The sequence below is a fragment of the Bradyrhizobium sp. USDA 326 genome (assembly GCF_049739485.1).
In the GTDB taxonomy this organism is placed as follows: Bacteria; Pseudomonadota; Alphaproteobacteria; order Rhizobiales; family Xanthobacteraceae; genus Bradyrhizobium.
Window position 1 is genome coordinate 512,794 of sequence record NZ_JBMGQA010000001.1, and the last position, 24,490, is coordinate 537,283.

23 protein-coding genes and 3 pseudogenes are annotated in these 24,490 nt (G+C 61.7%); 7 read left to right on the top strand and 19 right to left on the bottom strand.

The window, feature by feature from the left end; translation table 11 throughout:
* Positions 1-990: 990 nt before the first annotated feature.
* Positions 991-1,308: a hypothetical protein gene (locus ABIG06_RS02475; protein WP_370133935.1), complete on the bottom strand. Its 318-nt coding sequence runs from the start codon at positions 1,306-1,308 to the stop codon at positions 991-993.
* A gap of 24 nt (positions 1,309-1,332) precedes the next feature.
* Positions 1,333-2,430: a DUF1236 domain-containing protein gene (locus tag ABIG06_RS02480; protein ID WP_370140766.1), complete on the bottom strand. Its 1,098-nt coding sequence runs from the start codon at positions 2,428-2,430 to the stop codon at positions 1,333-1,335.
* 202 nt (positions 2,431-2,632) lie between these two features.
* Here ABIG06_RS02480 and ABIG06_RS02485 point away from each other — a divergent pair, with 202 nt between their 5' ends.
* Positions 2,633-2,860 (top strand): hypothetical protein, encoded by a 228-nt coding sequence (locus ABIG06_RS02485; RefSeq protein WP_124162174.1) that lies wholly within the window; start codon positions 2,633-2,635, stop codon positions 2,858-2,860.
* Positions 2,861-3,128: 268 nt separating this feature from the next.
* Here the strand turns inward: ABIG06_RS02485 and ABIG06_RS02490 are convergent, their stop codons facing one another.
* The 5 genes from ABIG06_RS02490 to ABIG06_RS02510 all read right to left on the bottom strand — a co-directional run bounded on the left by ABIG06_RS02490 (position 3,129) and on the right by ABIG06_RS02510 (position 5,874).
* Positions 3,129-3,635: a PRC-barrel domain-containing protein gene (locus ABIG06_RS02490; RefSeq protein WP_370133937.1), complete on the bottom strand. Its 507-nt coding sequence runs from the start codon at positions 3,633-3,635 to the stop codon at positions 3,129-3,131.
* A 133-nt stretch (positions 3,636-3,768) separates the two neighbouring features.
* On the bottom strand, positions 3,769-4,809 hold the full coding sequence (locus tag ABIG06_RS02495) for a glycosyltransferase family 4 protein (RefSeq protein ID WP_370133939.1): 1,041 nt from the start codon (positions 4,807-4,809) through the stop codon (positions 3,769-3,771).
* Positions 4,810-4,941: 132 nt separating this feature from the next.
* Positions 4,942-5,151 (bottom strand): hypothetical protein, encoded by a 210-nt coding sequence (locus ABIG06_RS02500; RefSeq protein ID WP_370133942.1) that lies wholly within the window; start codon positions 5,149-5,151, stop codon positions 4,942-4,944.
* A gap of 98 nt (positions 5,152-5,249) precedes the next feature.
* The gene (locus ABIG06_RS02505; protein WP_370133943.1) at positions 5,250-5,657 is read right to left on the bottom strand and encodes a hypothetical protein; all 408 of its coding nucleotides are present in this window, start codon (positions 5,655-5,657) and stop codon (positions 5,250-5,252) included.
* Between the two features lie 16 nt (positions 5,658-5,673).
* Entirely contained in the window at positions 5,674-5,874 is a 201-nt protein-coding gene (locus ABIG06_RS02510) for a hypothetical protein (RefSeq protein WP_370133946.1), read from the bottom strand.
* Positions 5,875-6,156: 282 nt separating this feature from the next.
* Here ABIG06_RS02510 and ABIG06_RS02515 point away from each other — a divergent pair, with 282 nt between their 5' ends.
* Positions 6,157-6,576, top strand: a complete 420-nt coding sequence (locus tag ABIG06_RS02515; RefSeq protein WP_424578068.1) for a hypothetical protein — start codon at positions 6,157-6,159, stop codon at positions 6,574-6,576.
* Between the two features lie 79 nt (positions 6,577-6,655).
* Here the strand turns inward: ABIG06_RS02515 and ABIG06_RS02520 are convergent, their stop codons facing one another.
* From ABIG06_RS02520 to ABIG06_RS02530, 3 genes are all read right to left on the bottom strand, one after another.
* Positions 6,656-7,075 carry a hypothetical protein gene (locus ABIG06_RS02520; protein WP_370133949.1) on the bottom strand — a complete coding sequence of 140 codons (420 nt, stop codon included), beginning with the start codon at positions 7,073-7,075 and terminating at the stop codon, positions 6,656-6,658.
* Positions 7,076-7,163: 88 nt separating this feature from the next.
* Positions 7,164-7,502 carry a DUF1236 domain-containing protein gene (locus ABIG06_RS02525; RefSeq protein ID WP_370133951.1) on the bottom strand — a complete coding sequence of 113 codons (339 nt, stop codon included), beginning with the start codon at positions 7,500-7,502 and terminating at the stop codon, positions 7,164-7,166.
* 157 nt (positions 7,503-7,659) lie between these two features.
* Positions 7,660-7,848, bottom strand: coding sequence for a hypothetical protein (locus tag ABIG06_RS02530; RefSeq protein ID WP_424578069.1), 189 nt, complete (start codon positions 7,846-7,848; stop codon positions 7,660-7,662).
* Positions 7,849-7,986: 138 nt separating this feature from the next.
* Between ABIG06_RS02530 and ABIG06_RS02535 the strand changes: the two genes are divergently transcribed.
* The 3 genes and pseudogenes from ABIG06_RS02535 to ABIG06_RS02545 form a co-directional block, all read left to right on the top strand.
* On the top strand, positions 7,987-8,157 hold the full coding sequence (locus ABIG06_RS02535; RefSeq protein WP_370133956.1) for a hypothetical protein: 171 nt from the start codon (positions 7,987-7,989) through the stop codon (positions 8,155-8,157).
* A gap of 342 nt (positions 8,158-8,499) precedes the next feature.
* Complete coding sequence (locus tag ABIG06_RS02540) at positions 8,500-8,913, top strand: hypothetical protein (RefSeq protein ID WP_370133958.1); 414 nt, start codon at positions 8,500-8,502, stop codon at positions 8,911-8,913.
* Positions 8,914-9,127: 214 nt separating this feature from the next.
* A pseudogene (locus ABIG06_RS02545) lies at positions 9,128-9,425 on the top strand (tyrosine-type recombinase/integrase); the annotation flags it as partial.
* On the opposite strand, the pseudogene ABIG06_RS02550 reads toward ABIG06_RS02545, so the two are convergent.
* Positions 9,426-10,553: pseudogene (locus ABIG06_RS02550) on the bottom strand (PAS domain S-box protein); the annotation flags it as partial. It abuts the pseudogene before it with no gap.
* 804 nt (positions 10,554-11,357) lie between these two features.
* Here ABIG06_RS02550 and ABIG06_RS02555 point away from each other — a divergent pair.
* Both ABIG06_RS02555 and ABIG06_RS02560 read left to right on the top strand, forming a co-directional pair.
* Positions 11,358-11,591, top strand: a complete 234-nt coding sequence (locus ABIG06_RS02555; protein ID WP_370133960.1) for a hypothetical protein — start codon at positions 11,358-11,360, stop codon at positions 11,589-11,591.
* 410 nt (positions 11,592-12,001) lie between these two features.
* Positions 12,002-12,358, top strand: a complete 357-nt coding sequence (locus tag ABIG06_RS02560; protein WP_370133963.1) for a hypothetical protein — start codon at positions 12,002-12,004, stop codon at positions 12,356-12,358.
* 727 nt (positions 12,359-13,085) lie between these two features.
* Here ABIG06_RS02560 and ABIG06_RS02565 read toward each other — a convergent pair.
* From ABIG06_RS02565 to ABIG06_RS02600, 8 genes and pseudogenes are all read right to left on the bottom strand, one after another.
* Positions 13,086-13,277, bottom strand: a complete 192-nt coding sequence (locus tag ABIG06_RS02565) for a hypothetical protein (protein WP_370133964.1) — start codon at positions 13,275-13,277, stop codon at positions 13,086-13,088.
* Positions 13,274-13,597, bottom strand: coding sequence for an FAD-dependent oxidoreductase (locus ABIG06_RS02570; RefSeq protein ID WP_370133966.1), 324 nt, complete (start codon positions 13,595-13,597; stop codon positions 13,274-13,276). The genes ABIG06_RS02565 and ABIG06_RS02570 overlap by 4 nt, the downstream gene beginning before the upstream one ends.
* Positions 13,598-13,720: 123 nt before the next feature.
* Positions 13,721-15,895, bottom strand: a complete 2,175-nt coding sequence (gene scpA / locus ABIG06_RS02575) for a methylmalonyl-CoA mutase (RefSeq protein ID WP_370140767.1) — start codon at positions 15,893-15,895, stop codon at positions 13,721-13,723.
* 34 nt (positions 15,896-15,929) lie between these two features.
* Positions 15,930-17,807: a methylmalonyl-CoA mutase family protein gene (locus ABIG06_RS02580; RefSeq protein WP_370133969.1), complete on the bottom strand. Its 1,878-nt coding sequence runs from the start codon at positions 17,805-17,807 to the stop codon at positions 15,930-15,932.
* A 110-nt stretch (positions 17,808-17,917) separates the two neighbouring features.
* The gene (locus ABIG06_RS02585) at positions 17,918-19,933 is read right to left on the bottom strand and encodes an acetyl-CoA carboxylase biotin carboxylase subunit (RefSeq protein WP_370133972.1); all 2,016 of its coding nucleotides are present in this window, start codon (positions 19,931-19,933) and stop codon (positions 17,918-17,920) included.
* 8 nt (positions 19,934-19,941) lie between these two features.
* Positions 19,942-21,470, bottom strand: a pseudogene (locus ABIG06_RS02590) (acyl-CoA carboxylase subunit beta).
* Between the two features lie 17 nt (positions 21,471-21,487).
* Complete coding sequence (lpdA, locus tag ABIG06_RS02595; RefSeq protein WP_370133975.1) at positions 21,488-23,200, bottom strand: dihydrolipoyl dehydrogenase; 1,713 nt, start codon at positions 23,198-23,200, stop codon at positions 21,488-21,490.
* Positions 23,201-23,208: 8 nt separating this feature from the next.
* Positions 23,209-24,489 (bottom strand): 2-oxo acid dehydrogenase subunit E2, encoded by a 1,281-nt coding sequence (locus ABIG06_RS02600; protein WP_370133978.1) that lies wholly within the window; start codon positions 24,487-24,489, stop codon positions 23,209-23,211.
* Position 24,490 lies beyond the last annotated feature (1 nt).

Here is a 24,490-nt window from a genome sequence, read left to right on the forward strand (position 1 = left end):
GCACGTTCGTGCCGCACCTGTTCGATCGGCCGACGAAATTCCGGGCGAGGCGTACGATTCACATATGTGGATGCCGGAACAACGTCGGCCGGATTTGAGTCGCGGTTGCATCATTTTCCCGGTTGGCCCACCGGCGGGCCAGATCCAAGTCTGTCCAAAGTTTGGTTGGGGGTTACACGACATGCGTGAACACCATGGGATCGCGGTTGACGCCGCTGAGCTGTATGCGCGTCTGGACCGGCTCACGCCTCAATTATGCGAATTGAAAAGACTTCGCGCCCGCGTGATCGAGGCGGAGCGGAGCGCAGAAAATTGGAACCTCCGAGGGTCGTCTTCCGGTGGAAGCGACAAATCTCCTACATCTTGGTCGCCCTCTAGACTCCGCTGCACCTGGCAGCACCGGAATAGCCACCCCAAGATCCCGTTCCACTTGTCGGAACCAATCTGCCGGCGCCCGCGGCATGCTTGTCCTGCACCGTTACGGAAGCGCGCACTGCGCCGGTTCTCGATACGCGCCCCCGAAATCTGACAAGGTTGGGATGAGAGATGTTGCCATTCGAGATGTTCACGTCGAAATTGTAGCTTGGATCGCAAGGTCCGGACCGCGTCTCGAAGATCAGGTGCCACGCACCATCGAAGGCGTTTATCGGGTAGGAGCGCGCCTCGGCGCAACCGGCATAGGCGAGGGTTAGACAACCCGCCGTCAACTTGGCAACTAACCGCATCATCGGCATCGCCTCAAACCCTGGGTGAGTCTCTATTTTATTTTCCGCCCGTCAGAGGAGCGCCCTCTTTCTCCAGTAGCTTGAGAGCGGTTTCGATCTTGGCGAGCAGCGCCTGGATTCGGCGGTCTCGTTCGCGCCGGGATCGGCTTCGAGCCGCGCCAGCAACTGCTCCTTCTGGGCCAGAAGCTTCGCAACAGCCGACATCTCATCGTCCCCAAGGAAATCGATGGAGAAAGGGCTGCCCGGAGAGCGGCCCTTTCCTGATTCACCAGCTTCGGGTGCCGAAGCGAAACCCGATGCTCGGGCCGCCGCCATAGTAGCCGTAGCCGCGATCGTAGTAGCCGGGGCCGCCATAGTAGCCGTAGCTCCGGCGGACCACGTAGCCGTCGTCCCCGCCGTAGTAGCGCTGGACATAGCGGGGGCCGCGGGTTCGGTAGCAGCGGCCATACTCGCTGCAAACGAGACGGACCTGCTCGGTGCCACTAAGCTCGGTCGCGGCGATAGCCGCAGGCGCAAGCGGCGCGGCATTCGCGGACGCCGCCATCAGAGTCGCCGTAAGCGCTCCTAGCACGATGGTCTTCATGGTTCTTCTCCTTCCGTTGCGAGATCAATCGATCTCTTCGATGACGCGACGTTCGTGGGGTTCGACGATGTAGGTGCGGCTGTCACGGTTGATGTACCGGTACTCGCGAAGGGTCGGAGCATCCCGATAGACCTCTTCTGGAAACGCCTCGATCTTTACGCCCTCCGGCACGCGCTCGCCGGTCCGGATCTCAGTCCGGACCGAGCTGCCGGTGGTCACGCGCTTCTCGCGCTCAACCGGACGCGCCTTGGCGTGCTTACGAACGACCTCGCGATCGCGGTCAGTGAACGTCGCCTTGCGCTGCTCCGTCCGCGCCGGCGCGGCGGCCGTCGAACGACCGGAGTACGGCAGGACCGTCACGATCTTGTAGGTCGACGGCTCGACGATCACGATCTCGTCCTTCACCAGCACGAAGTTGTAGCCGCGGTACTGCGGCACGATCTCGACGACCTCGGCCGGCAGCGGCTGCAGGCGGACGTCGCGAGGGACGACCGTGCCCACCGACAAGGAGAAGTTCACGTTGGTTAGCGGCTGCACGTTCAGGTGGGAGATCGACGCGCTGATCCGGGTCCGCTGCTGATCGTTGATGTTCACCGACGCATTCACGTTGGTGTTCGACGAACGATCCGCCGTGTTCTGCTGATTGTTCGGCTGCTGGGCGGTGTTGGTCGAGCCGCTACCCGAGGGCGACTGCGCCTGGTTGGTGCTTGAGGAAGGCGGGTTGGCGCTCTGCGTCGTGCTCGACGGCGAGTTGGTCTGCGCCTGGTTGGACGGCGTCGTGGACTGGTTCGACGGCTGATTGGTCTGGGCCTGGTTCGTCGAGTTGCCCGAGGCGGGCGCCTGCGTGGTGTTGGTGCCCGTCCCGGAATTGGATGGCTGGCTACCGGCGGTCTGGCCGGTCGACGACGGAGCCTGGGTCTGAGCCGAGTTGCTCGAAGGATTGGTCTGAGCCGAGCCCGACGAATTCGACGGCGTCGACGTCGAAGAGGACGGCGTCGATGTGGAGTCCTTCTGCTGCGTCGCGGACGGAGTGGAGCTCGATGTGCTCGGCGACGATTGAGCGAAGGCCGAAGTCGCGATGGCGACTGCGGCGGTCGTAGCCAAGAATAAACGCTTGTTCATCTGAAACCTCCAAATGTGTACGTCGATCAAACCATCGACGCGGCGCGCAGTTCCGATTCGGGAAAACCTGGCATTCCTTTCGGATGTGAAGGATTGGTGCTGTAGCGAAATGGCACGACGGTTTTCGCGATCGGGAATAACCGGAACTTCGATGACAACTGCCCGTTGGCAGTGACTACTTACGAACTCTGAGGAGGACATCATGAAGAAGTTGATCGTGTGCGGCGCACTCGCCGCATTCGCCCTCGGCACCCAGGCCGCCAGCGCCGCCGAGTTCTACATCGTGCGCGACGCGACCACCAAGAAGTGCACCGTGGTCGACACCAAGCCGACGACGACCACCACGACCGTCGTGGGCAACGGCGTCTACAAGACCAAGACCGAGGCCGAATCCGCCGTAAAGACCACGAAGGTCTGCACCGAGCAGTGAAGCACCATTCGCGGGCCGACGGGCCCGCGACCTACCGACAGCAATTGGAGGAGAAAATGCCCGTATTGATTCTTTGGGCCGTTCCTGCCGTCCTCGTTGTTGGCGGCGTCGGCTATTTCCTGGTTCATATGCACTGAGCTACTGGCTTTCGCACCAACGGCCCGTCCGGCTCCCCGGACGGGCCGTTTCTGTTTGGCGAGCGTCATCTAACCTCAAAGAAAAAGGGGCCTCCGATGGAGGCCCCTCAATCCGAGAACGCTTGGTCCCGTCAGTTGTAGTCCGAATACTTGAACTGCGGGAGCGCCTTTAGCTGCTCCTTGTTGCCGCTCATGACGGCGTGGTCCGGCACCCAATCGTTCGTGTTGCGGTTCGTCGTGGTCGTCGAAGCCGCACCGGTGGTGGTCTCGCGCGTAGTGGTGGTGCTGGTCGAGCTTGTCCGAACCGGCTCTTCGACGAACTTCAGCTTGTCCATCGAGACCGCGATGTCGTGCTCGCCCATCCCGAGGAAGCCGCCGATGCCGATCACCACGGCGTTGATCTTGCCGCTCTTGTCGACCAGCAGTTCGTTGATGTCGCCGAGCTTTTCGTTGGCCTCGTTGTACACGTTCAGGCCCATGAGCTTCGAAGCACGCCAATTGCCCTTCAGCATCATCTTGTCGGCGGGCTGGGCGGTAGCCGCCGGCGCGGCGCGGTCGGCCGGCTGAGCGGATTGCGCGAACGCGGCGCCCCCGACAACGGCGGTGCTCAGCAAAGCGACAGCAAGAAAGCTTTTCATCGAATTTCTCCTCCAGCGTGAGTGCAGCACCCGTTCGGATGCCCGCCCCAACGCCCATCACTGCCGGTTGTTCCCGGATCGGAACGTGCGATTGCGACCCGCGCTTTCGAATCCTTGGCGCGATGAGACGCACTCAGGCGTGGTTCGCTTTCCGAGCGACCAATACCCGATAGCTCTCTTCGTACTGCCTGGCCATGCGACTGGCGACGAAACGCTCCTCGAAGCGGGCGCGGATTGTGCTTCGGTCCAGCCGGCGCGCTTCCTTGACCGCTTCGATCGCTTGCTCCTCGTCGTCCACGATGAAGCCGGTGACGCCGTGTTCGACTACTTCCGGCACCGATCCTGAACGGTACGCGATCACGGGCGTGCCGCATGCCATCGCCTCGATCATGACCAGGCCGAAGGGCTCGGGCCAATCGATCGGAAACAGCAGCGCGGCGGCGCCTGCGAGGAACGGTTGCTTCCGGCTTTCGTCCACTTCGCCGATGAGCTGGACCTTCTCGCCGTCGATCTCGGGTTCGAGCTTCCTTTTGAAGTAGGCCGTCTCGGCTCTGGGTATCTTGGCCGCGATCCGGAGCGGCATCCGGGCCGCCCGCGCGATGCGTATCGCGGCTTCCGGCCCCTTCTCCGCCGTCAGCCGCCCGAGGAAGGCCAGGTACGCACCGGCTTCGTAGGACGGACGAAACAGGTCCTTGGGCAGGCCGTGCAGGATCGTCGCGATCCAATTCGCGTCCGGAAGCGGCCGCCGCTGGTTGTCCGAGATGGAGACAAAGGGAGCCTTCGGGAAAGTCCCGATCACATCGGGCAAGCCCGGAAGGTCGAGCCGACCGTGCATGGTCGTCAGAAACGGCACTCCCGTGCGGCTCAGGACCGGCAGAGGCAACCAATCCACATGGGAATGAATCACGTCGAACTCGCGCGCGCGCTCGCCGATGGCCTCGATCAAGAGCGCGCAGGCGGCGTTCGGGTCGACGCCTCGCCGCCCCAGTCGTAGCGCGCGCGGCCACACGGCGTGGAGCTTGGCTTTCGTGCTCGAGTCGCCGCTCGCAAACAGCGTCACGTCGTGCCCGCGATCGACGAGCTCATCCACCAGCCAGGCGATCACCCGCTCGGTGCCGCCGTACAGCTTCGGAGGGACGCTCTCGGCCAACGGGGCAAGCTGGGCGATCCGCATCGAGCTAGGCCCCGAACGCGCTACGCAAGCCGACCACAAGGACCGCGGAAATGAGAAAGGAGATCGCGAGCAGCGTCCAGCTCGGCCTTGTGCTTCCGTTGGCTACGCGCGCGACGAGCATTTTCATGCACGTCAACATTCGTCTCGGGTGAGCCGCTGCAGATAGGCTAAACCGAAGGTCGCGAGTTCTTCGGCATCGCTTTGTCGCTCTTCCCATCTCCGATGCAGGTGGCGCTCCATGAGACAGCGTCGGCCATCATGCGCGTCGACATCGGGGTGTCGCGCACGATACACGGTCCAGGCGGTCTCCATGGCGTTCTTCAAGATGACGTTGCCGGCCATGCTCGCTCTCCGGAGACGAACCCAGTCTGCCAACTCAAGGCGCTTCGGAAAGTTTCCGGTTTTTCCCGGTAAGCCGCATCAACCAGACAATCGCGCGTTCAGCACGCTTTTGCCCGGGCCCGCTCGCGTGCCGCACGTCGGCGCTGCAGGTGCTGGCATCGGCTAGAGCGCCTTGCCGCGAGAGGTGGGGTCGCCGCAGGACTTGACGCCGGCAACTCCACGGCGGGCGCGGCGCTCTCCGTCATCCTCTCGGTAGGCCTTGCTTCCATGAACTCGAGCACGGATCGGCCCTTCTCCGTGATCCGCCATCCGCCGTTCAGCCGCTCGACCAGTCCTTGTGAGAAGATGTCGAACTCTGGCACGCGTGCGGCGAGACGCTTGGTCCGCTCGGCCCAGTCGCGCCCGCTCGTCGCCAGGATCGCCATGTCGCGCTTGAGATCGGCCATGACGGCGAACCCGTCGGGATAGCTCACCAGGATCTTGAGCACGGTGACCTGGAAGTTCACCCCCGCCTTCCCCGACCTATCGCCACATGGTCGGAGCGTCGTGGAGAGGCGCGCGTCCGACCTGCTTCAGCCTCTCCGGCGAGCTGTCGCCGTTCGTCGCCGCTTCCAGAATCCTCGAGGCAACATGGGTGCGCGCCGCGGTTTCGTGGCGCGAGACGTCTTCGCAGACCTCGTCGAAGACGGCGCGCAAGAGCGCGGTCGTGGCCGGATCGAACATGGGAACCCCCAACGCAAGAAGAGTTAGCTTACTGCGGAAACGCCGTGCGGTGAATTCAACAAAGTTAACGCCGTTACACCAAACGAAGCACATCGGCAGCTTCGCAACGCAACATGAAATGAACCCAACCTAAACCTTGCTGGTGTGGCCAAGCTCGATGCTCTCGAGTGAAGCCACCCCGGCGCCGAGCATCCATTGCCCGCTCGCCGCCGGGGGAAGCGAAACCATTGCCATTCTTTCCCGTTGTGGACGGGGCGCTCGAACAACGTGAAAGGATGCTCGATGAAGAAGATTGCAATGTCGGCGCTGATGGTCGGCGCCCTTGGTCTCGCCTCGGTGGCCACCACGGCCCCTGCCGAAGCTCACTGGCGGGGCGGATGGGGACCAGGGATCGCCGGCGGCCTGGTTGCGGGTGCCGTGATCGGCGGCCTCGCCTCTTCGGCGTATGGCTGGGGACCGGGATACGGGTATTACGGCGGCCCGGGCTACTATAGCGCCGGCTATTATGGCGGCCCCTACGCCTACGACTACGGATACGACGAGCCCTATCGCTGGGGCGGCGGCTACACCACGACCTACTACACGGCGCCGGTGTCCTACGGTTACCGCTATCGCCGCGTCGTCCGCCCTGCCTACGCCTACTATCGAGGGTCTTATCCGGTCGTTCGTCATCACTGGCATCGGCACTACCGCCACTGGTGAGAGCGGGCGCACGTGGAGGCAGCGAAGGCCGCACCCCGAGGGAGCGGCCTTTTCCTTTGAACGCCAGTCACGCTTCCGCTCACCACCATTTGCCGGCAAATGGATCGGTCCTCTCGAAGGCGAGACGCCGGTCGGGTGTTCGCTTCTGCAGCTTTGCCGATCGCTTCGGATGCGAGAGGACCGCCGCAGCGCGGGCCGGCGCTTCCTTTTGGGTCTCGCCGGAGGGTGCTGCAGGCACGGCGGCCATGGCTTCTCGCACTTCTCGCAGCGGCTCTTCCGGGATCGGATCGGCCTGCGCGATAATCGGCGCTTCGGCCCGCTGGCTGGTGTCGAAGACGATCTTCTCCGGGATGCTCCTCGCCGATTTTATGCGGATGATGGTCCTGTCGGGGTCGGCCACGACGGCGGCTTCGACGGGAGCGGGCAGGTACCGATCCGCAACGAAGAGCAGCGCCAGCAAGAAGCCGCCGACGAAGACGAAATAACGAATGAACGGCATGGACGGCCGCTCGCAAATGGGAAATCAAGGTATCGGCGGGGCCGGATGTGGTGGCGGGCCGCTGCGATCAGCAACCCGCCGGGAAGGCTTAGTCGATCTCCTGAACGACCGTGCGGGTCGACGGATCGACCAGCATCACGCGCTCGCCCGAGTAGACATAGCGGTACTTCGTGAGCGAGGGACCCCAATCTGCGGGTACCGCCTCGAGCTCGACTTCGCGGGGCACGGGCTGGCCGACCACGATCTTCTGCTGCACCGGACGAACCTTGTGCTCGGTCACGTAGGTGCGAATCTTGGTGCGGTATTCCGGCTCGATCTGCACGGCGGCCGCGTGACCGGTGCCGGTGGTGGTGACAACCGTCGACTGCGCCATCGCGCCCGTCGAGATCAGCGCGGCCATGGCCGTCGTCAGTAGAAACTTGTTCATGTTGTTCTCCTAGCCGCCAGATGCGGCATGCGAGAACCCGCCAATGATGGCAAAGTTCCGGACTTACGTCAGGATTGCTTACTTCTCCCGGGGGCTCCCCAAACGATGCCGGTCGAGCGGAATCGCGGTCGCTGGAGCATCCTTTGAACGGCCAGCTTCAGGGAGAGGCCCACCAACCTTCTGGGAACGGCTCCAGCGAATGCTCCTCGACTTGATTGTCGTTCGCCGGCCGGGAAGCGTCTAAATGCTCGCGGATTTCGAGAAAAGCCGACTTGGCCCTCGTTTCGCCGGCGAAGGCAGCTTGGGCTCGCGCTAACCGCTGCAATTGTCTCAGTTCGTTCGTCATGCGCACGAACATCAACGATGCGTTTTGCGCGCGCATTCAACTGCGATAACGACCCCTACCCTTTCAAAAAGCGACGCACGCAAAGCAACCAACCGGCTACCAGCAAGTTGCCGCTTTTTCCCGAAGCAGGGTGCGGCGATGAGTGTTGTTGAGCAGACGGCCAACCGGGCAGACATCTCGAAGAAGGAGAGGTTCGAAGGCTTTGCCATCGGCGCGGCTTTCGGAGCAACCGTGCTGGTCGTGATGGCGGCCTGGCTGTACTTCTTGGCACGCATCGCGGTATTCGCGGCGGCGTGGCTGTTCTTCTGATGCAACTCGGCGGCAGCTCGAAATGAGCCGAAATGACCACCGAACGTGGTGAGCTGGCCCCGCGAGACCGCTCCACCAACTGACGCATCCTTCATCGAGACCGAGCGCGCACGGCAGCTCAAGGGTCACTCAAGGGTCACGGAACCAAGCGCTCCAAAGCCACACTCTCCGGGCTGTTTCGCCTTACCCAGGTGGCAAGACCTACCAGCACTTTCTCCAGAGAACGCTGTCGCTTCACGCCTGGGGCAGGTCAACCTGCGCTGGTGAACCAGAATGTGCTGGACGCGACAGAACACCATGGATGCGGAACACATTTGATTGGTAGACTGACGGAGCCTGCCCGTGCGCCTTTTGCTGAGAATTATGCTTGCAATCGCCATCGTGAACCTTGCGCCGGCCGTCGCCGCGATGCCGAAGGGCCCCGTCGCTTCTCCTGCCTTACAGAAGGAATTCGATGGCTTCATGGAGAAGTTTCGCGCGGCGCTGAGCGCAAACGACTCCGCCGCCGTTGCCGGTATGACGCAATTGCCCTTCATGAATGACAACGCAATTCGCGACGCCGCGCAATTCCGTACCAAGATCTATCCGACTTCGTTCACGGCGAAAAATCGCGCTTGTATCCAGCGCGGCAAGGCCTTCTACGATCGCGATCAACAGAACAATGACTGTTACTCCGTCTTCTGCGGCCAGCTCATCTTCGTCTTCACTAAGACGCCGGCGGGCTTCCTTTTCACGGATATCGGTGCGAATGACTGATTAGGCACAATGCTGTTCACTGCTGCAACCGTTAATCCAACCTGCGCTGATTGATCAAGGTTCGCGGAATGCGATGTGGGCCGCTTAGGGTCAAAGTCGGTCCTGCCATCGCTCGAATTGGACGCAAGTACGTCTCCAATCGTCTAGAAGCGGACGCCGAATTGGAAGGGCTCTCGGCTGAGAATGACCAGCCTCACTAGTTGCGGAGGCCAACATGACCGTTATCCCAAGCACCGTCCCAGCCCTCCCAAAGCACGTTCCTTGGAACAAGGGGGAAGATCGTCGGCGCAAAGCCGCCGCTCCGTCCAAAGCACGTCTGGTCAATCCGAACCAAGCTCCAGGTCGCAGGCCGAACACGCGACCTAGCAATGTTTAACGTCGCCATCGATAGCAAGCTGCGCGGCTGCGACGTCGTAGCCTTGAAAGTTGAAGACCTTGCGCCGGGCGGGTATGCGGCCGACCGCGCGACCGTCCGACAGAAGAAAACTGGCCGGCCAGTTAAGTTTGAAATGAACCTCGATCCCTTCTCCGAGCGTGCGCTGCAGAAAATCCTGCAAGCCGTTTAAAAAGGTATTCAGATTGATCGGTTTGGGATCGAGCGCTTGTCGTCGTGAGAAGGCCAGCAGGCGACTGGTCAGTGCCGCAGCCCTTTGTGCGCCTCGCTTCGCGTTCGTTAGCGCGCGTTGGATGTTCACGCTGCCTACAAGATGGCGACTATGTCGCTCGGCAGTTTCGATGTTGCCGAGCACTATCATAAGAAGGTTGTTAAAGTCGTGTGCGATACCGCCGCTCAATTGGCCGACGGCCTCGAGTTTTTGGGACGCTGCTAATTGTTCTTGGACCGTCCGCAACTCGTCCTGCGCTTTTTTGCGTTCGGTCAGATCACGGGTAACCTTCGCAAACCCAACGAGGTTGCCCGCATCGTCCGAAATACGGTCTATTATAACGGAGGCCCAGAAGCGAGTGCCGTCCTTACGCATTCGCCAGCCCTCAGCCTCGAAGCGACCCGTCTCGGCGGCTTGTGCGAGAACTCGTTTCGGTATTCCAAGCTCAAAATCCTCCGGCGTGTAGAACTGACTGAAGTGATGCCCGATGATCTCGGATGGAGTATAGCCTTTGATCCGCTCCGCGCCCGGATTCCAGGTGCTCACATTACCTGCTGGATCGAGCTGGAAAATCGCATAATCGACGACCGCTTCGACGAGCCGGCGATAACGGCGTTCGCTCTCCAAGAGATTGAGCTGAGCCTGATGGCGTTCTGTGATGTCCCGGGTAACCTTCGCGAAGCCGATCAGTTCGCCCGATTCATCGCGGATGGTGTCGATCACGACAAGCGCCCAGAACCTGGTGCCGTCCTTGCGTACTCGCCATCCTTCGGAATGGAAACGGCCGGTTTCGCGTGCAGCAGCTAATGCAGCTTGCGGCGCTTCTTTGTCCCGTTCTTCAGGCGTATAGAAGGTCGAGAAAGGCTTTCCGATGATCTCCTCAGCAGCATAGCCCTTGAGCCTTTCCGCACCCGCGTTCCACGTCTGTACGCGGCCTTCAATGTCCAGCATGAAGATAGCGTAATCGACAATAGCATTTACAAGCAGCTCGAACCGGCGCGCATCCCCGATGCGTTCGAATGATGATTTTCTCATTTTTCCTGAGGCGGCGGAACAGCGGACTATGAAACGCCGAAGGCAGCTTATTAGTTCCGTACCTTAATACCCAAAACGACTTGTCTCGGGAAAAGCAGCTCGGCTGGCACTACCGCTTAACTGATACGGTGTCTGCATCTCCGGCGAACCGTTTGCGTTCATTGACGCTCAATGTCGGCGGATCGGCTCGAGGCGGCGAGCTTCGTCGCGCCATCCCAAAGCTCGAGGGCATGCCCATCAAGGAGCTGCCTAGTTCTGTCCCTCGCTGCTATTCGTTCGCGACCTCAAGTCAATTCGACGCTGTATGTGCCCATCAGCATCGATGATTTACGCTCGAAAGTTCGGCATGATCCCGCCCCAAACGGCTTGCCACTTTGACGGCCTTGCCATCGATATTATCCACCGTGCCCGCCCCACACCGTGCTGCCCTCTGATGCCTTCCATCAAACCGGTAACGTGAGGCCGCCGCAGGAAACTGCCGCGGCCTCGAATTTTCGAAAATAGTCCGGGTGAAAGAGATCTAAGCGAACTATGAGCAAGCCCTGGTGTCGCTAACAAAACATTGCTTTGTTTCAGCTGTATTTCGTCGCGGAGAGAAATGCTGTTCCTTTGAGGAACTTACGTCCCTGCCCCTCTGCCACTTTGGTGAGTGAGGCCCGCCGGGGCTGGCGAGCCTTCAATTTCTAGGCACAAGGTGCGTTTTACGCGACCTGCCCGTAGCAGCACTGTGGCAGACAAGTGCCCGGACTGGAACTTGGATTAGCATGTGCTAAGATTTGAGTAGGTCAGCGGTCGGAGCATGCCATGCTCATTCTGTTCGATGATGCAGAACATCGTGCGCGACTGATCGAGAGCATCCGGCGTCGCATGGATGAAGAGATCGAAGAAATCGCTTTGACTGTCTGCCAAGGTAGGACTGCCGAGCGCCCATTGCGCCGACTCCGTTTGCTTACGAAGCTGCTGGCGTCACTTGAGAGCAACAACGATGACGTACCGCCGGTGCGTGCGAGCGGGATAGATCCCAACAAAGACGCTTGAAGCGATGGCGGCTTTGTTTTGAGGTTGTCTTCACCAGGATCAATAGACTAAGCGAGCCAACGTCTGCTTCGGGTCAAAACCGGCTGCGGCAGCCAGTGCTATCGTGCGTCCGCTCTGCTCCGAAGAGCAGACCCAATGGAAGCCGCTGGGAAGGATAGCTTAGGGCCAGAAGCGGACTTAATGGTCTGCAAACCCTAATCGCCAGAGGACTGCCAGCTAACAGCGTCCTCGTGCTACCTTAGCGGGCATGTCGCCTTTCAGCATTCGTTCCATCCTTATGCTTGTCCTCATCGTCGGAGGCACGTCCAGCATCTACGTGTTCCTCGGCCTCAACCTGATTATGGTACTGATGGCTTTGGGCCTAGCCTGCCTTCTGTACGTCCCGTTCGCTAAGCGCTACGGGTGGGGCAATGAAGGGCGTCTCACAAGGCATCTCAGTCGTCCGCCGTTCGAAGACGAAAGCCGCAAAGCAAATTGATTGTGCTAAGATGAACTGGCTTATTGCTTTTGCGTTCTTCGGCTTTTGTTGGTGGCGCGAGGCAAAAGCACGCGAACGAGCGACAGAGCTCGCAGCGAGTGGAATTAGGCGTTCACCCTTGTATTGGGTGTCGAACGCGCTGGTTGCTATCCTGTTGGCTCTGGTTCTCTACATTGCCCACGTACACAATCAATCGCCCATTCCAGCTTTGCTCTGGTTCGCCGCCATGGCGATCATTGTGGCGTTGCTTTTTCTGCGTCGCGCGTTGAAATGGCGCTATCCCGTATAGGGAAGCCGTTTTTATTCTGCGTGCACGTCGGACACCTTCGGTGCAACAATGTCGGCTATGGGTCACAAGCGGTCGTAACGTCAAGTCAATAATCCCGCAACCATAAGGAAGTAGATGCGAGCAATTCCACCTGAACAAGAATGGACTGCTTCTCCGCCTTTGCAATTCAGAGATCCGAATCTCCTGCCAAGGGATGACTGCCGGTCCTCGTTGCGTCGATGAGTATCTATTCCTCTAATCTGCGCGTTGAATGAATCGTGCTAGTAACCCGAGGGGCTGTCCTCAATCGTCACTACCTAGCGCGCGAAGTATCTTCCTTCTATAGCTCGCCAGGTCGAACAGGAGTCTTGGCACTCTTTTGAGCTCAATCGCCTTGCCCTCGATTGCGAGATGTAGAACTCGTACCAATCTGGCAAGACCAAGTTCTACAAACGCGAGCCGAACATGCGGATCGTTCACAATCCTGAGCTGGTTGTCTACAATGACGATGGATGCCGCGAGATCAGGTTTCCTCTCCAGAACGAAGTCTCGACATGCCGCGGCAAATTCCTCCTCTTGAACGCTCAAAGGTACCTTTACTTCCCTGCGAGAACTTCCCGCCATATTCGGGTCCCCTATGAACAATCGGCAGCGAGGCACCTGATGCCGGCTCAGGTTTTTGGATTTCTAGTGGCTCGCGCGCTTGGTCGATCTCTTCGGACCCGGCAACACATCCGTGCAAACACCTTCATACACTTCCAGCCAGGCCTATTGCCTCTCCGAACGTCGGATGCGGATGGATGGTCTTGCTGAGATCAATTGCATCGGCGCCGATCTCGATCGCCAGGCAGATTTCTCCAATCATGTCGCCAGCGTGCGGGCCAACGATCACATCGCCGATGATGCGGTGCGTCTCTTGGTCGATGATCAGCTTGGTCATGCCAAAGACGCGCCCGAGGCGATCGCTCTGCCCGAGGCAGCCCACGGAAACTTCGCGGATCTAACGTGCCTGCCTGAGGAGGCCGCTTCATGTTCCATGATGCCAACCCAGGCCACCTCAGGATCAGTGTAGGCGACGTTCGGGACGATCTTCGCGTCAAATGAGCTCTTGAGCCCGGCAGCCGCTTCTGCCGCGACATGCACCTCGTGAACCGCCTTATGGGCGAGCATCGGGTTACCCGCGACATCGCCGATCGCAAAAATATGAGGCAAATTCGTCCGCATTTGCCTGTTGACTGCAACGAAACCTTTGCGTCGCATCTTACACCAATCTTCTCCAAGCCCAGATATGCGCTGTTCGGCACTCTGCCTGCGGACTGCGGGATCAATTCGTAAGTTCGACGCCCCGGCTTTGAGCTTTCAATCTGGACCGATACGCCGTTACTATCTGCCGTGGCGCTTACTATTTGCCGCCTCACTGTGCCCGAGCCGAGCATTGAGCTTCTGGATCAGCTGATCCGCGGCATCGGCGATCACCGTCCCGGGCGGGAAGATCGCCTCCGCGCCGGCCGCGTAGAGCGCATCGTAATCCTGCGGCGGCACCACGCCACCGACAATGATCATGATGTCGTCGCGGCCCTGCTTCTTCAGCGCGGCCTTCAACTCCGGCACGGCGGTGAGGTGGGCGGCGGCGAGGGAGGAGACGCCGAGGATGTGCACGTCGTTCTCGACGGCCTGACGCGCGGCTTCGTCGGCGGTCGCAAACAGCGGCCCGATGTCGACGTCGAATCCTATGTCGGCGAAGGCGGACGCGATCACCTTCTGGCCGCGGTCGTGGCCGTCCTGGCCGATCTTGGCGACCAGGATGCGCGGGCGACGGCCCTCGGCTTCCTCGAAGGCGTCGATCATCGCCTGAACTTTCTCGACCCGGTTGCCCATGCTGGACGCCTCCCGCTTGTAGACGCCGGTGATGGACTTGATTTCGGCGCGGTGCCGGCCGAACACCTTCTCCATCGCGTCCGAGATTTCGCCGACGGTGGCCTTGGCCCGCGCGGCGTCGATGGCGAGCGCGAGCAGATTGCCGTTGCCTTCGCCGGCCGAGCGCGTGATCGCGGCCAGCGCGGCATCGACGTCCTTCTGGTTGCGCTCGGATTTCAGCCGCTTCAGCTTGTCGATCTGCAGCCGCCGGACATTGGTGTTGTCGACCTTGAGGATGTCGATGGGGGTCTCATCCGTCGGCTTGTACTTGTTGACGCCGATCACGGCCTGCTTGCCGGCATCGATGCGGGCTTGCGTCTTGGCCGAGGCTTCCTCGATGCGCAGCTTGGGCACGCCGGCCTCGATCGCCTTGGCCATGCCGCCCAGCTCTTCGATCTCCTGGATGTGGCCCCACGCCTTGGCCGCGAGATCGCGCGTCAGCCGCTCGACGTAATACGAGCCGCCCCAGGGATCGATGATGCGGGTGGTGCCGCTCTCCTGCTGCAGGAAGAGCTGGGTGTTGCGGGCGATACGCGCCGAGAAGTCGGTCGGCAGCGCCAGGGCCTCGTCGAGCGCGTTGGTGTGCAGCGACTGGGGGTGGCCTTGCGTCGCCGCCATTGCCTCCACCGTCGTGCGCATCACGTTGTTGAAGACGTCCTGTGCGGTGAGCGACCAGCCCGAGGTCTGGCTGTGGGTTCGCAAGGACAACGAGCGCGGGTCCTTTGGATTGAACGGCTTCAGGAGCTTGGCCCAGAGCAGCCGCGCGGCGCGCAGCTTGGCCACCTCCATGAAGAAGTTCATGCCGATCGCCCAGAAGAACGACAGGCGGGGCGCGAAACGATCGACGTCGAGCCCGGCCGCAAGGCCGGCGCGCAGATATTCGACGCCGTCGGCGAGCGTATGGGCGAGTTCGAGGTCCTGCGTCGCGCCGGCCTCCTGCATGTGATAGCCGGAGATGGAGATCGAGTTGTACATCGGCATCTTCTGCGAGGTATAGGCGAAGATGTCGGAGATGATCCGCATCGAGGGCGCGGGCGGATAGATGTAGGTGTTGCGCACCATGAACTCTTTCAGAATGTCGTTCTGAATGGTGCCCGACAGCTTCTCCGGCGGCACGCCCTGCTCGCCGGCCGCCGCGACATAGAGCGCCAGGATCGGCAGCACCGCACCGTTCATGGTCATCGACACGCTCATCTGATCGAGCGGAATGCCGGCGAACAGCGTGCGCATGTCGTAGATGGAATCGATGGCCACACCGGCCATGCCGACGTCGCCGCCGACGCGCGGATGATCGGAGTCGTAGCCGCGATGGGTGGCGAGGTCGAAGGCGACCGAGAGACCCTTCTGCCCGGCGGCGAGGTTGCGGCGGTAGAACGCGTTGGAATCCTCCGCCGTGGAGAAGCCGGCATATTGCCTGACCGTCCAGGGCTGGTTGACATACATGGTCGGGTAGGGACCGCGCAGGAACGGCGCGATGCCTGGCCAGGTCTCAAGGAAATCGAGCCCGGCGATATCTGCTTCTCCGTATGCTGACTTGACCGGAATGCCCTCCGGAGTCACCCACGGATCGACGGAAACAGAAGAAGCGGCGGCCGAGCACTTTTCGAAAGCAATACTTGCAAAATTCGGGATAACGCTGATGGTTGTCATCTGAGTGTTCGCGTTCGATTGTCGATTATCGGGAAACCTTCGGGTTTTGGATCCGGTTGTAAGCGGCATTTAGCGTTGCCAAGGCGTCGCAACTGACGTGAATAAAGCTGCAGATGCCGGCCCGCCGAAACGCGGCCTCGCATTGAGAGGGAAGTCCCGCCAAATAGATGTGCCTAGCTCCGACTTGCTGAAGCGCGTGGGCGGAGATTTCGGCGCGCTCCGCATAGATCTTATCGCTGGAGCAAAGGCAGGCAAGTTCGGCACCAGAGCCCCTGAATGCGAGGGCAAGCTCGGCTGGGTCGGCGAAGCCGGCGCCGTCGATAGCCTCAATTCCTCCCGCTTCGAAGAAGCTCTTGGCGAATGTTGCGCGGGCCGTAAAGTCGGTCGGTGTGCCGAGATTGGCAAGAAACACTCGCGGCCGCGCGCCGAGTAGCTTCAATATCGCATCGGACTTATCGCGGAGCGATTCGAAGGGTTCCGCAAGCCGGATCGGCGGCAGTGCGTCAAATACGAATTTCTGATCAAAGCTAGGCGGAAGAGCTATCGGTCTTACGCTTAGTACCGCCGCTGTGCCTTCGCCAAGGTTTGCGAACTCGCTCACTCCGGTCAGCGGGTCGCTGCGTTTCGCGAGATTTGCACGGCGCGCTGTGCGTGTAGCTGTGATCTTCGCCTGAAGCGTTCCTTGCTGTAGAGCGGCAAAAATGCCGCCCGCATTTTCAGTCTCTTGAAAACTCCTCCAGGCCGCGTCGCAAAGCTCCGTTGTTAGCGCCTCAATGCCGCCAGCACCTGCGGCAGGATCGCTAACCTTGGCAAGATTGCTTTCCTCCAGCAGCAGAAGCTGCGTGTTGCGGGCCACGCGCCGGGCAAACGAGTCTGGAAGGCCGAGCGCCAACGTGTGCGGCAGGACTGTGATCGCATTGGCACCGGCGATTCCCGCAGAGAATGTCGCCAAGGTAGCGCGCAACATGTTTACGTAGGGATCGCGCCGGGTCAACATGCGCCAGGACGTGTCAGCCGCAATGAACAGCGGCCTCGGCGCCACACCGCACGCCGATTCGATGCGCGCCCAGAGGAGTCGCAACGCGCGGAATTTAGCCATAGTCAAAAACTGGTCGGCGTCAGCAGTGAGTCGCGCATAGATCATACTTCGCGCTTGATCCAGCGGAATGCGCGCCGCCTCCATAGCGTGCAGATATGCCACGCCGCAGGCGAGCACAAAGGCAAGCTCCTGCACTTCTGAGCCGCCGGCGTCATGAACGATCCGCCCGTCGCTCGCGGCAAACGGCCCCTTGAACCCCAGCGTTACAAGCCCTTTGATCGTGCTGGCAACGTCCCGTGCGATTTCTTCCCAAGTGTATGGACTGCGTCCGCTTAGGGCGCACGCGCCCAGCGGATCGAGCCCAAATCGAATGTCGCAGACGGCAGGATCGAGACCGACCGACTTCACATATTCCGCAACATGGATCGCGGTCTTACGCCCGTCTGTACCAATTTGGAGTTCAATCCCGATGCCGGCATCAAGGTGGACGTCCTTTAACGCTTTGGCGACGGCACCTGCCGTTTGATCGAGACCGAACCCGCGGCTGCAGTTGGCGCCGGCAAAGACGAGCGCCAGGCCCGTCGCCCCGTTCTCCAGATCGTGAAGGGCCTGCCTATTGGCCGTCACCGCGTCTGGATGATCGATGCGCTGCACGATCTGCCAAGGCGCCGCGGGTGCCCGCCCGTCGACTAGTGCAATGTCTTTCGCGCGGAGATAAATCGGCTCGATTCTCAAGTCGTCGTACGTCCTACCAATCAGCTTTTCGAACGGCGCTCCCTTTAGCACGCCATCAACGAGCTTGTGCCAGTCCTGGCGTGAAGCAGGCGCAAAGCCCGATGCCAATGCCAACCGTTCGGTTTTCATCAAGTCCACCTAATCCCAAGTGACGCCGAGCTTCCCAACATGACTTCTGCCTAGAGGTAACCGCAATTCCTGCAGACAGGCTGCCCATCTCAGGTCGCCTCTTGTTGTGTTCAGGAAAACTCCAAAATCAGCGCGTCGACCGCGAGCGTCGCACCGGCACTGGCGTGGATTTTCTTCACGGCGCCGTCTTGCTCGGCGCGCAGCACGTTCTGCATCTTCATGGCTTCGACGACCGCGAGCGTCTCGCCGGCCTTGACCTCCTGTCCCTCCGTTACCGCGATCGAGACGATCAGCCCGGGCATCGGGCACAGCAGCTTCTTGCCGGTGTCGGAGGCCGTCGTCACCGGCATCAGCCGCGCCGAGGTCGCTTCCGCTTCGGTCCAGACATAGACCGGGACTTCGACGCCCTGATGCGCGAGGCGGATGCCGTTGGCAATCGGCCGCACCTGCACCGCGACGAGGTGGCCGTCGATGGTGCCCTGCCAAACCGGATCGCCCGGCTTCCACGACGAGACCAGCAGATGCGAATTGCCGGCCTTGCCCTCGGCGTCGACGAAGCGGATCGCGATCGCATCGCCCTCGCGGCCGACCTCGAGCGGGATCTCCTGGCGGTCGAGCCAGACCGCGCGGCGGCGCTCGCGCTGCACGATGCGTCCACCCATCTGGCCGGAGATCTGGCGCTTGCGCTCCCCGAGCACGTGATCGATCGCGGCGCCAACCGCGGCGATGCGCCGGGCGACCTCGCCTTCGGGCACGCGCACTGCAAAGCCCTTGGGGAATTCCTCGGCGATGAAGCCGGTGGAGAGCCTGCCCTCGCGCCAGCGCGGATGATGCATCAGCGCCGAGAGGAACGGGATGTTGTGCCTGATACCGTCGACATAGAACGAGTCCAGCGCGGTGGCCTGCGCCTCGATCGCAGCCGCACGCGACGGCGCATGCGTGACGAGTTTTGCGATCATCGGATCGTAATGGATCGAGATCTCGCCGCCCTCCTGCACGCCGGTATCGTTGCGCACCGTGATGCCGTCCTTGCTTAACTCCGCCGGCGGGCGATACTTCACCAGGCGCCCGATCGAGGGCAGGAAGTTGCGGAACGGGTCTTCGGCATAGAGACGCGACTCGACGGCCCAGCCGGTCAGCGTGACGTCCTTCTGCGCGATGCCGAGCCTTTCGCCGGCCGCGACGCGGATCATCTGCTCGACGAGATCGATGCCCGTGACGAGCTCGGTGACGGGATGCTCGACCTGGAGGCGCGTGTTCATCTCCAGGAAGTAAAAGCTCTTGTCCTGCCCTGCGACGAACTCGACGGTGCCGGCGGAATCGTAATTCACGGCCTTGGCCAGCGCCACGGCCTGCTCGCCCATCTTGCGGCGGGTGGCTTCGTCGAGCAGCGGCGACGGCGCTTCCTCGATGACCTTCTGGTTGCGGCGCTGGATCGAGCATTCGCGCTCGCCGAGATAGATCACGTTGCCGTGCTTGTCGCCCAGCACCTGGATCTCGATGTGGCGGGGATCGACGATGAACTTCTCGACGAAGACGCGATCGTCGCCGAACGAGGCTTTTGCCTCGGCCTTGGCGAGGTTGAAGCCCTCGGCCACCTCGGCCTTGGAGTGCGCGATGCGCATGCCCTTGCCGCCGCCACCGGCGGAGGCCTTGATCATGACGGGGTAGCCGATCTCGTCGGCGATCTTGACTGCGTGCTTGTCGTCCTCGATAACGCCGAGATAGCCCGGCACAGTCGAGACCTTGGCCTTGGCCGCCGCCTTCTTCGATTCGATCTTGTCGCCCATCGCGGCGATCGCGCCGGAGTTCGGGCCGATGAAGACGATGCCGGCGGCCTCCAGCGCGCGCTGAAACGCCTCTCGCTCGGACAGGAAGCCATAGCCTGGATGCACCGCCTCGGCGCCGGTCTTGCGGCAGGCCTCGACGATCTTCTCGATCACCAGGTAGCTCTCGGCCGCGGCGGCGGCGCCGATCAGCACGGCCTCGTCGGCCATCTCGACATGGAGGGCGTCGCGGTCGGCTTCGGAATAGACCGCAACCGTCTCAATTCCCATGCGGCGCGCGGTCTTGATGACCCGGCAGGCGATTTCGCCGCGATTGGCGATCAGAATCTTCTTGAACACAGCTCTTCCTACAACGGAATGTTGTCGTGCTTCTTGGCCGGAATTTCCATCTTCTTGTCACCCAGCATGGCCAGCGCCCGTGCGATGCGGCGCCTCGTTGCATGCGGCATGATGACGTCGTCGATATAGCCGCGCTCGGCGGCGATGAAGGGCGACAGGAAGCGGTCTTCGTATTCCTTGGTTCGCGCGGCGATCTTGTCGGGGTCGCCGATGTCGCTGCGGAAGATGATCTCGACCGCGCCCTTGGCGCCCATCACGGCGATCTGGGCCGTCGGCCAGGCGTAGTTCATGTCGGCGCCGATCTCCTTGGACGCCATGACGTCGAAGGCGCCGCCATAGGCCTTACGGGTGATAACGGTGACGAGCGGCACGGTGCACTGCGAGTACGCAAATAGCAGCTTCGCACCATGCTTGATCAGGCCGCCATATTCCTGCGCGGTTCCGGGCAGGAAGCCCGGCACGTCGACGAAGGTGACGATCGGGATGTTGAAGGCATCGCAGAAGCGCACGAAGCGCGCCGCCTTGCGCGAGGCGTCAGAGTCGAGCACGCCGGCCAGCACCATCGGCTGGTTGGCGACAAAGCCGACGGTGCGCCCCGCAATACGACCGAAGCCAGTGACGATGTTCTTGGCGAACATATCGGCGATCTCGAAGAAATCGCCCTCGTCCACGACCTTCAGGATCAGTTCCTTCATGTCGTAGGGCTTGTTCGGATTGTCGGGGATCAGCGTATCGAGCGACATGTCGATGCGGGCGGCATCGTCGAAGCTCGGCCATCCCGGCACGCCGTCGGTGTTGTTCGACGGCAGGAAGTCGATCAGGCGCCGCATCTGCAGCAGCGTCTCGACGTCGTTCTCGAAGGCGCCGTCCGCGATCGAGGAGCGCGTGGCGTGCACCGAGGCGCCGCCGAGCTCTTCGGCGGTCACGACCTCGTTGGTCACGGTCTTCACGACGTCGGGGCCGGTGACGAACATGTAGCTGGTGTTCTTCACCATGAAGATGAAGTCGGTCATCGCAGGCGAATAGACGTCGCCGCCGGCGCAGGGGCCCATGATGACGGAGATCTGCGGGATCACGCCCGAGGCCAGCACTTGCGGCGGAACACGTAGGAATAGCCGGCGAGCGCGGCGACGCCTTCCTGGATGCGGGCGCCGCCCGCGTCATAGAGGCCGATGATGGGCGCCCGCGCCTTCATCGCCATGTCCTGCAACTTGGTGATCTTGAGCGCGTGGGTCTCGGACAGCGAGCCGCCGAACACCGTAAAATCCTTGGCGAAGACAAACGTTTTGCGGCCGTTGACGGTACCCCAGCCGGTGACCACGCCGTCTCCCGGAATCTTGGTCTTCTCCATCCCGAATTCGGTCGAGCGGTGCTGGACGAACATGTCCATCTCCTCGAACGAATGCTTGTCGAGCAGCAGGTCGATCCGCTCCCGCGCGGTGAGGCGGCCGCGCGCATGCTGCGCGTCGATGCGCTTCTCGCCGCCGCCGAGTTTGGCACCGGCGCGACGTTGTTCAAGGGCTTCGATAACGGACATCGATTGGGCCAACTGATCTACCGCTTTCTGGCGATTGGAGGCAGGTCGGTGCAAATGCCCTCATGGACTTCGGCAGCCATGCCGATCGTCTCGCCGAGGGTCGGATGCGGGTGAATGGTCTTTCCGATATCGATCGCGTCAGCCCCCATTTCGATAGCGAGACAGATTTCCCCGATCATATCGCCGGCATGCGGTCCGACGATCACGCCCCCGACGATGCGACCGGTTTCGGCGTCGAACAGCAGCTTCGTCATGCCATAGGATGCGCCCGACGCGATGGCCCGGCCGGACGCGGCCCATGGGAATTTTGTCGAACGGATCTTCCGTCCGGATTCGGCGACATCACGGTCGGACTTGCCGACCCAGGCGATCTCAGGATCGGTGTAGGCGACATTGGGGACGATCTTCGCGGTAAAGGCCGCCGGCTTCCCGGCAGCTACTTCCGCGGCGACGTGCCCCTCGTGAACGGCCTTGTGCGCCAGCATCGAACCGCCGACGACGTCGCCGATGGCGAAGACGTTGCGCGCCGTCGTTCTCATCTGCTCGTCGACCTGAATGAAGCCGTTCGAATCGATGGCAACGTCGATCCGTTCGAGGCCGAGCTCGCTACTGTTGGGAACACGGCCGGCCGATTGCAACACCAAATCGTACGATCGTGTCCGTACCGATGCGCCTGTGGTACCGACCCTCACGCCGTCCGGCGTGATTTCGGCGGTTGATACGCTGCTTGCGACGTCGATATGCTCGAAGCGATGCGCGTTGCGCGAACGCCAGATCTTCACCGCGTCGGCATCCACGCCCGCCAGGATATCGGGAAGCCTTTCGACAAGATCGATCTTGGTGCCGAGCGAGTTGTAGACGGTCGCCATCTCCAGCCCGATGATCCCCGCTCCGATCACGAGCATGCGGCCCGGAATGCTTCGCAGCGCGAGCGCGCCGGTCGAGGTCACGACCCGCTCGTCCTTGGGAAGCACCGCCAGCTGCAACGCGCGCGAGCCCGTGGCGATGATGCATTGACCAAATTCAATTTGCTGCGAGCCTGCCCCCTCACCGACAATCTCGAGCCGCGTGGCGGAGGCGAATTTCGCGATGCCGCGGATCACCGTGACGCGGCGCGCTGCCGCCATCTGGCTCAGCCCATCCGTCAGCTTCTTGACAGTGCCGTGCTTGAAGGCGCGCAGCTCCTGCAGATCGATCTGCGGCGCGCCGAAGCGAATGCCCTTGTCCGCGATCCGTTCGGCTTCCTCCTTGACGGCCGCAACATGAAGCAGCGCCTTCGACGGGATACATCCAACGTTCAGGCAAACTCCGCCCAAGGTGCCGTAGCGTTCGACGATCGCGGTGTTCAGTCCAAGGTCTGCGGCCCGAAATGCTGCTGAATAGCCGCCCGGCCCGCCTCCGATCACGACAAGATCGTATCGAGTATAATCTGTTACGCGCTGGCCAACATCCTGATCCGCTGAGATCGTCTCGCCTTGCGCGCCCGCTTCGTCCGACGCCGACGCCGTGCCAATCATGGAGCCTTGAGACACCTTGTCTCCAACACGCAGCGACATGCTCGTGATCACCCCTGCGATCGGCGACGGAATCTCCAGCGTGGCCTTGTCGGATTCCACTGTGATCAACGCCTGCTCTCGCACGACGACGTCGCCGACCCTGACGTGGACCTCGACGACCTCGACGTCTCGGAAATCCCCGATGTCGGGGACCCGGATTTCCTCTGTCCGCATCTGCGTCCTCACAACGCGAAGCGCCGCAGATCGGAGAGCACCGACGCGACGAAGCCCAGGAACCGGGCCCCAGCCACGCCGTCGACGACCCGGTGATCCCACGACAGACTCATCGGAAGGATGAGGCGCGGTTCAAACTCGCGGCCGTTCCAGACCGCCTCGGTGGCGGCCCGCCCGGCGCCGAGGATTGCCACCTCGGGCGCGTTGATGATGGGCGTAAATCCCTGACCGCCGATGCCTCCGAGAGACGACACCGAGAAACAGCCGCCCTGCATGTCGCCCGACGCGAGCTGCCCTGCGCGCGCCTTGTCGGCGAGCGAGCGCATCTCCGCGGCAATTTGCCGAAAGCCCTTCTTATCGCAGTCCCGGATCACCGGCACGACCAGACCTCTCGGCGTGTCGACAGCGACGCCGATGTGGACGTAGTGCTTGAGGATCAACTCATCGCCATCGAGCGACGAATTGAAGCGTGGGTATTTCTGCAGCGCCAAGGCCGCGGCCTTGATCAGCAGCGACACCATGGTGAGCTTCGCCGTGTCCTTCGCGGCCTCGGCATTGGCGAGTTGGCGAAAGGCTTCGGCGTCGGTCACATCCGCTCTGTCGAAATTCGTTACATGGGGAATGACGCTCCAGTTGCGCGAGAGGTTCGTACCGGTCAGCTTCTGGATCCGTGTCAGCGGCAGGCGCTCGACCGCGCCGTACCTCTCGAAATCCACCTTGGGCCAATCGACCGGGGCGCCGGGCTCAGGCGCCATCGCCGGTCTCGATCGCACCAGTCCGTTGACGAAGGCCGCCACATCCTCGCGCAAAATCCGGCCCTTAGGGCCTGTGGGCACGACAGAGTCCAGCGTCACGCCGAGCTCACGCGCCAAAGCGCGGACCGACGGCGATGCATGCGCCGCCCCGCTAGGCTGCAGCTGCTGTGCACGTGCTCGCGAGTCATCGACTGAAGCCGCGGGCGCCGGCCGTGACAGCGCCTCCTGCTGCGGGATCCGTTGCTCCACCTGCGGTGCCGACGCAGTCGCCGGCGGAGGCGCGGTGGATTCGCCGCGACCTTCGAGGACCATCAGAACCGAACCTTCAGAAACCCGCCCCCCGACGTCGATCATCAGTTTGGCCACCGTGCCTGCGGCCGGGGATGGCACCTCCATCGTCGCCTTGTCGGACTCGATCGACAGCAACGGCATGTCGATCGTGACCTCGTCGCCGACCGACACATTGATTTCGACTACCGGAACATCCTTGTAGTCCCCAATATCTGGCAGAACGACTTCAATTGAACGAGACATG

Excerpts from the sequence above, each read along its gene's own strand:
- ABIG06_RS02475 (WP_370133935.1), bottom strand. The coding sequence starts at position 1,308 with ATGAAGACCATCGTGCTAGGAGCGCTTACGGCGACTCTGATGGCGGCG.
- ABIG06_RS02480 (WP_370140766.1), bottom strand. The coding sequence starts at position 2,430 with ATGAACAAGCGTTTATTCTTGGCTACGACCGCCGCAGTCGCCATCGCG.
- ABIG06_RS02485 (WP_124162174.1), top strand. The coding sequence starts at position 2,633 with ATGAAGAAGTTGATCGTGTGCGGCGCACTCGCCGCATTCGCCCTCGGC.
- ABIG06_RS02490 (WP_370133937.1), bottom strand. The coding sequence starts at position 3,635 with ATGAAAAGCTTTCTTGCTGTCGCTTTGCTGAGCACCGCCGTTGTCGGG.
- ABIG06_RS02495 (WP_370133939.1), bottom strand. The coding sequence starts at position 4,809 with ATGCGGATCGCCCAGCTTGCCCCGTTGGCCGAGAGCGTCCCTCCGAAG.
- ABIG06_RS02500 (WP_370133942.1), bottom strand. The coding sequence starts at position 5,151 with ATGGCCGGCAACGTCATCTTGAAGAACGCCATGGAGACCGCCTGGACC.
- ABIG06_RS02510 (WP_370133946.1), bottom strand. The coding sequence starts at position 5,874 with ATGTTCGATCCGGCCACGACCGCGCTCTTGCGCGCCGTCTTCGACGAG.
- ABIG06_RS02515 (WP_424578068.1), top strand. The coding sequence starts at position 6,157 with ATGAAGAAGATTGCAATGTCGGCGCTGATGGTCGGCGCCCTTGGTCTC.
- ABIG06_RS02520 (WP_370133949.1), bottom strand. The coding sequence starts at position 7,075 with ATGCCGTTCATTCGTTATTTCGTCTTCGTCGGCGGCTTCTTGCTGGCG.
- ABIG06_RS02525 (WP_370133951.1), bottom strand. The coding sequence starts at position 7,502 with ATGAACAAGTTTCTACTGACGACGGCCATGGCCGCGCTGATCTCGACG.
- ABIG06_RS02530 (WP_424578069.1), bottom strand. The coding sequence starts at position 7,848 with ATGACGAACGAACTGAGACAATTGCAGCGGTTAGCGCGAGCCCAAGCT.
- ABIG06_RS02535 (WP_370133956.1), top strand. The coding sequence starts at position 7,987 with ATGAGTGTTGTTGAGCAGACGGCCAACCGGGCAGACATCTCGAAGAAG.
- ABIG06_RS02555 (WP_370133960.1), top strand. The coding sequence starts at position 11,358 with ATGCTCATTCTGTTCGATGATGCAGAACATCGTGCGCGACTGATCGAG.
- ABIG06_RS02560 (WP_370133963.1), top strand. The coding sequence starts at position 12,002 with ATGAAGGGCGTCTCACAAGGCATCTCAGTCGTCCGCCGTTCGAAGACG.
- ABIG06_RS02565 (WP_370133964.1), bottom strand. The coding sequence starts at position 13,277 with ATGACCAAGCTGATCATCGACCAAGAGACGCACCGCATCATCGGCGAT.
- ABIG06_RS02570 (WP_370133966.1), bottom strand. The coding sequence starts at position 13,597 with ATGCGACGCAAAGGTTTCGTTGCAGTCAACAGGCAAATGCGGACGAAT.
- ABIG06_RS02580 (WP_370133969.1), bottom strand. The coding sequence starts at position 17,807 with ATGAAAACCGAACGGTTGGCATTGGCATCGGGCTTTGCGCCTGCTTCA.
- lpdA (WP_370133975.1), bottom strand. The coding sequence starts at position 23,200 with ATGCGGACAGAGGAAATCCGGGTCCCCGACATCGGGGATTTCCGAGAC.
- ABIG06_RS02600 (WP_370133978.1), bottom strand. The coding sequence starts at position 24,489 with ATGTCTCGTTCAATTGAAGTCGTTCTGCCAGATATTGGGGACTACAAG.